This window comes from Sphingobacterium sp. GW821-FHT03E03 (assembly GCF_059420745.1).
Window position 1 is genome coordinate 1 of the sequence record NZ_JBWKUH010000051.1, and the last position, 6,821, is coordinate 6,821.

Sequence of the window (6,821 nt, forward strand, 5' to 3'; positions counted from 1 at the left end):
TATTCCAGTAATATTTTTTAACCAAATTGTAAATGTTCTAAAAAATCAAACAGCTCAAGTGACTTCTTCCTCATTACTCAGGCTGTCAAAAGTGGAGTTCCTACCTCTAGCTAGCACACTAGAACAAAATCTTTAAGACATTAAGAACGCAACAGCATTCCCTTAGCCGGTTTTACAACCTTAAATTGAATCCTATTATTAATTATGAGGGTGAAATTCCTCTATTTCGCCGTATAGAAAGTAACATCAATGGCAGAAACCTGATTCATACGATTGATCGAGCCAAAGATATTTTTGGAAAACTCTATTGAAATAAAGTATATATTATCAAGACTATAGTAGACCTAATTGGACAATGAAATGCAAAGCCAAGAAAGCATACGAGATAGATAAATCTGGACGGAATGGACAAAATTATACTAAAAAAACCGATCATAGAATGTGTGAACGCCAAGCTTTCGACGTTCTCTAAGATACAGCATATTAGACATGAATCTCATCTAATAATTTCTGATTGGATATCCCAGGAGCACAGATAATGACAAAAAAAACCGTATCAACCTTTTAAGAATTGATACGGTCTATTATTAATTATAAGGTATTTTCTAAATTCTCACAATCAATTTGCAAAATATCCGCTTCTAGTACACGTCCTCAGGCCAAGCCGTACGTCTATGGCCTTTTACAATATAGGTTTTGCCGTTTACGCCAGTTTTGTATTTGACATAAATACTATCCGCGACTGCTTTACTTGGCTGCTTAGATGCATTCAGAAGTATTTTTCCTTCGATCAAGGTAATTGCAGTTTTACCTGCAGGTACAGCAAGCGTATTCTGATATTCACCTGCAACTAATGTCTTGTTAGGAACATCGACTTTTATCTTCGCCAATACCCCGAATGGCTGCGCTGCAGTACTTAATTTAAACCAAGCTACATCCGACAAATTATCAGAAGTATTGTATGTTCTCAACGCAAACACACTAGCGTTAGCACTGGTCCCATCTTCATTAAAAACATGTGTATGCCATTCGCCAGATATTGGAAAAATGGGAGAATATTCTACTTCAGGTTGTTCCTTTTTACAAGAAACAACGCCTAAAACTAGTAATCCTAAAAGGAATTTATATATATGTTTCATGATCTTTTTATTTATTTTTTATGCCACCACATTTTTGTATTAATAGGAACAACTTTAGGAGTATTCTTATTAAAATCAGATGAACCTTTTGGATAAGCTAATCTCCGAGGTATTTCAATGCCTGGTAATGATGAATTAACCGCAGCTGTATATTGACCAGCGACATAATTACTATCATCAGGATCAACAGTACTTACTTTCGGATATCCTGTACGATTCTGATCGTAGAACGAATCCCAAGCCTGGCTACGAACTGCTGCAACCCATTTTTGGATAATAATTTGCTCTATCATTGACTCCACAGCACCAGGTTTAAATTCATATTTGCCACCGGCTGCTATTAATGAACTAGCATTTTTACTCCAACGAACAAATGCTGCAGTTACTCCCGCGTCGTAATGTACTTTTGCTTTTGCTGAATTGTTCATTCTAGCCCATGCTTCAGATTGCAAAAACTCAACTTCTGCAAGCGACATGAAAAATACGGGATCAGTAGCTCCTAGTTTAGCTCTTGAAGATTCCACTGTAGAAGGAGCATCATAATCTCCCTGCGCATAGGCTTCGTACTTATTATTAACGGAGAGCTCATAAAAATCTGAAATTCTTGGATCATCATTTTTTTGCAAATAAGATAATAAAGTATTACTTGCCCGGATATTTTCGAAAGTATTCAAAGCCCTTCTATCAGATTCATATAAGGGGTTTGACTTGTCTTTTACGTCTTCAAAAATAGCCATTTTTGCATCAGTACTCAATAAATCGCCTTCATTTAAAAGCGTAGTAATTGCAGCAGTATTCGTCCCAAAATCGCGCATCAAAACTTTTAGCTTTAGAGATTTAGCAAACTTGCGCCACTTGTCCATATCTCCACCGAAAATAAAATCTTTTGTTCCCATCGACTCCGCTGCCTTAGCCTGATCTAATTTTGCCAAGGCTTCATCCAACAGGCTCACAATTAACTTATTCGATGTTTTACCGTCATCCCATTTTGGTGTATAAATGCCTTTATCACCTTGTAAACCTTCCGATATCGGAAGATCACCATAAAGATCAACCAAGACATGATAGTCAAATGCCAAGATGATAGATGATGCTACATAATAATTCCACTGACCTGCAGCTTCAGCCTTCGTTTTTGCAATATGTAAATCCTTCATTCCGCCGCCAAATAAATTAGCCCAAATTCCATCATAAGATTGATTGGTCAGAGCATAAGAATCTAAATCTCTATATTGACTGGACGAATTGTATTGTGTATAATGCTGAGACCAAAAGGCTCCGATCAATTGAAGATCGCCTCCTATCTTCGCTGCACTATAAGCTACACCAGAAGGAAATAGAAGATCTGGACTTGCATCTTGTTCAACTGGCAAGTAAGGATCTGAATTAATATCCAGACTCTTATCACAAGAACCTAAAAATAGGGAGCTTGCTATAAATATATATGCTATTTTTTTAAACTTTTTCATATCAAATATTTTACAGATTAGAAACGAACTTTTACACTACCACCAAAACTCTTGAAAGTCGGACCTGCTGCAAACTCTCCAAAATTGGATCTTATGTCATTACCATAGTTAGAAGATTCGGGATCGACAAAATTATTGTTTTTAGGTGTCCATAAAAACAAATTACGCGCCACCAAACTAAAATCAACACCTCTAATTTTCGATCCTAACACAGATTTTGGTAAAGAATAAGTTAAAACAAGTTCCCTTAGTTTAACGAAATCTCTTTTCAATACAGCCTCGGCATACTGTGCATTATTTTGATTTGGATTCCAGTATGCATACTGATTCGTACCAGAAATCTGAATGTCGTTTTCCGCATAAGAGCCATCAGCTAATTGCTTCACCGAATTCGGTACTAACCATGGTTGTCTTTCATTAAAAACAGTCTTTGTCGCATTTCCAACAAAATAATTTAACTGCGCAGTATATGAGTAAAAGAATCCACCTTTACGCCAATCTAAAACGCCACCTAGACTCCAATCCTTATATCTAAATTTAGTAGTAAAGCCCATCACAAAATCAGGCTCATATTTACCAATCGCGCGCTTTGTATTAGGATCCGCAATCGGTAAACCAGCGTTATTGACCACAGTTTTTCCAGCAAATGGTCCATCTTTCACTGTCATAACTTGTGCAACCTTATAAATACCCAGCGGTTGTCCCACCTGTGCTATAAAATCAACACCATATGCATCATAGATATTATACTCCTGAACATCATCCCAAAGGCTCTCAACTCTACTGATATTTTTAGTAAAATTAACACCCAAATCCCACTGAAAATCATTTATTTTCAATGGCGTCGTATTTAAACCGATCTCAAATCCTTTATTTCTAATATCACCAATATTTCGCGTTCTTGTAGTGTACCCTGTCTCTGGAGCGAGATCAGCATTTATAATTTGGTCTACTGTTTTACGATTATAATACGATGCATCTAAGCTAATTCTATCTTTTAAGAATCTCATTTCAGCACCAAATTCAAGTTCAGTTGTAATTTCCGGTCTTAAATCTTCATTTCCCAAGGTCTTTTTATGCTGCAAGCCAGCAACACCTCCTAATGGTAAAAACATATTACCATATCCCAAATTAATTTGCGATGATTCATATGCATTCGCTGTTAAATAAGGTTGTGCGTCAGCCCCGGTCTTACCCCAAGCAACCCTCAATTTCAAGAAATTGAAATTATCAGATTTCCATTCTGGAAAAGCTTCAGTCACAATTAAAGAAGTATTCACACCTCCATAAATATAATTTCTATGATTTGCAGGAAGGGTTGACGACCAATCAGAACGAAAGGAACCATTGACAAACCAGTAGTTTTTATAACCAAAAGTGGCATCAGCAAAAAGCCCCATTAATCGTTGTCTAACAAATAAATTGTCTGTAATGGGAGTACCGCTTGTATTTTTTAGACTATACCATCCTGGTATATTCAAACCACTGACATACGAATTCAATTCAGTATAACCTCGTTGATTAAAGTTATAACCTATTGATCCTGAAATATTAATATCTTCACTTATATCTTTATCTCCTTGAAACATAAATGTCGCATCAAGTTGATTTGTTTTACGATAAAACTCGCCATAACGTCCGGTAATTGGAGTTTTTCCATGCGCATCAGATGGTGAACCTGGTGTATAAGTTACTTTTTGTGCAAAATCGATCGATTTATTATTTCCAAAATCTCCCCCTAATTTTCCAACAGCTTTTAACCAAGGTAAAATTTTATAGGATAGATCGATGTTTCCATAAAAACGGTCGTCTTGCAATTTCCTTCCGTTATCTTTTAATGCTTTATAGGGGTTGCTTGCATACGCTGTAAAATAATTATCATCGTTATAATACTTATTAAGATAATCTTTCATCGATGAAATGTTAATGTCCACAGGGATTTGGATAAGTTCCTGAAACGTTACATTTCCACCATCAGCTGCCCCTTGTCCCTGATAAACTGCATCCAAATCTCTTCGCACGTAATTAACACCGTAGCTAAATTCAAATTTATCGAGTTTTGTGTTTCCTCTAAAAGAGAAATTATTACGTTTTAATTTGTCAGGGTGTCCAGGCAAAACTCCTTGTTGGAAAAAATTACCATAAGAAAACATGTATGAAGATTTTTCACCGCCCCCAGAAATCGATAATGTATTGGTAACATCAAGCCCTTTAACATAGAAATTCTTGATATTATCTTTTACATAAGCAAATGGCTTAGTCAGGGCGACACCATCAACTTCGGAACCCCATGGTCTTTCAATACCATCAAGTTTTGGCCCCCAAGAACCATTTTCAATAGCATCAAAATCAGGCCAGCCTTGTCCAAATAAATTTTGGGTTTGTGGAACCATCAACACGCTACTAGAATTAATTGCGCCAGTATAGCTGATCGCTAAATTTTGTCCAAGTTTACCTTTTTTTGTTGTAATCATGATTACCCCATGAGCTGCACGAGAGCCATATAACGCTGTAGCCGAGGCTCCCTTTAATACGGTCATAGATTCGATATCGTCCGGGTTTATATCATTGGCTGCATTTCCCAAATCGACCGATCGTGTTGAAGTAATATTTCCCTGTAAGCCGTTATTAATTGGCACACCATCAACAACGTAAAGAGGGTTATTCGCGGAAAATGATGAAACCCCACGAATGACGACTTTCGTAGACCCACCTGTTGTACCTGAGTTTGAAATACTTACACCAGCCATCTTACCTTGAAGACCAGTCATCGCATTCATATTATTTGCCGCAGTAATATCATCTGCTTTAATCGTCGAAGCAGCATATCCGAGAGCTTTACTTTGTTTAGACACCCCCATCGCTGTAACGACAACTTCTTCCAATGCATTGTCGCTGTTGTCTAAAATTACATTAAAAGCAGACTGTCCTTCCTTGACAATCAAGGTCTTGTCTGCAAATCCGACTGAACGGAAGACAATTATCTTCCCTGTTGGTACAGATAATGAATAATTACCATTCACATCTGTTTGGGTCGCAACGCTAGATCCTTGTACAGCAATCGTTACACCTGCCAATGGCTTACCATCAGCTCCAGTAACACGACCACTGACTTTCTTCTCCTGCGCAAATGCCACAGAAGTCAGGATCATACTACCCACGAAAAAACTGAGTAATTTGTGTTTCATATGTTTACGTTTATTAAAAAATGTTTATTTTTCAAAAATAACTTGGTTAGTATCAATAGTTTACTTTCCAATAATTTGTAATATGTGTCTAGTTAGTAACGCATTTTTTCCCAAAGAATATGACTTGTTAAAAAATGTTAAACACAAAATTATAACTTTTTTCAACTTTTACAATGCTAGCATAACTTCTTGATAACAATTAATTTACAATAAAACACAAAACACTGTATATCAGTAAGATAAAATTAGTTTTTAATAAAACAAATTGTATCAATAACTTACTTCGTGGATTTCTTTTACAAGAAAAACTATATATTCAAGGCTAAAATATGCCAAAAATTACCGTAGTAAAGTTATAATATCGAGACAATTACCAACAGGCCTATCAGGAATGAGATCTCTATTCAACTATATTTTCGGAATGATCCAAAGAAACACGAAGATAGAGAGGAGGAATCTTCATTTTTATATACAAAACCTATAAACCGAAACCATAATTATCACAATGGATAAATAATTTCTTAAATTGCAACTAAACTCTTTTTAACAAACCCCAGCTGATTGCCAAAAAAAAGCAGATTTTAGGCAAGAATAATTGTAGTTTTAGGCACCCACAAAATTGAACATCTTATAAGCCTACACTCAGTGAACCCCAAAAAAAAGTGGCAAAGGAATTTACAACAACAAATTTAACGGGAATGACATCTCCTCTGGTTTGGTCAGTAATATGTTGAGATATATCTTAATTCTCCTTCAATAGATGGACCATTATCGCCATCAAGCCTAAGAAATCCGTCTCCACGTTTTGACAGATAATTTCCAATTAAATCTAAATATAGAAATAATACGGTCTGGTTATTTCTGTACCAGTAAAAGGATTGCAATTGGAAGCCATATATGTTGTCAGCATTTGTAACTTTCCATTGGTAATTAATGATATAGAGAGTCTATCGGCCAAGCGCGTTCATCAAATCACTGTAAGCTTTCCATCTTTCTCTTAGGAGAATAGAAAACCAATTCCTATA

General features: G+C 36.1%; 3 protein-coding genes. All 3 read right to left on the bottom strand.

Annotation, left to right across the window (positions count from 1 at the left end; translation table 11 throughout):
• Positions 1-641: 641 nt before the first annotated feature.
• The 3 genes from AC07UV_RS25420 to AC07UV_RS25430 are packed head-to-tail and all read right to left on the bottom strand — an operon-like array spanning position 642 to position 5,796.
• Complete coding sequence (locus tag AC07UV_RS25420) at positions 642-1,139, bottom strand: lipid-binding protein (protein WP_495185810.1); 498 nt, start codon at positions 1,137-1,139, stop codon at positions 642-644.
• Positions 1,140-1,150: 11 nt separating this feature from the next.
• The gene (locus tag AC07UV_RS25425) at positions 1,151-2,608 is read right to left on the bottom strand and encodes a SusD/RagB family nutrient-binding outer membrane lipoprotein (RefSeq protein WP_495185811.1); all 1,458 of its coding nucleotides are present in this window, start codon (positions 2,606-2,608) and stop codon (positions 1,151-1,153) included.
• A gap of 17 nt (positions 2,609-2,625) precedes the next feature.
• The gene (locus tag AC07UV_RS25430) at positions 2,626-5,796 is read right to left on the bottom strand and encodes a SusC/RagA family TonB-linked outer membrane protein (RefSeq protein WP_495185812.1); all 3,171 of its coding nucleotides are present in this window, start codon (positions 5,794-5,796) and stop codon (positions 2,626-2,628) included.
• Between the last annotated feature and the right edge of the window lie 1,025 nt (positions 5,797-6,821).

Coding starts and splice junctions, on each gene's coding strand:
- AC07UV_RS25420 (WP_495185810.1), bottom strand. CDS start 1,139: ATGAAACATATATATAAATTCCTTTTAGGATTACTAGTTTTAGGCGTT.
- AC07UV_RS25425 (WP_495185811.1), bottom strand. CDS start 2,608: ATGAAAAAGTTTAAAAAAATAGCATATATATTTATAGCAAGCTCCCTA.
- AC07UV_RS25430 (WP_495185812.1), bottom strand. CDS start 5,796: ATGAAACACAAATTACTCAGTTTTTTCGTGGGTAGTATGATCCTGACT.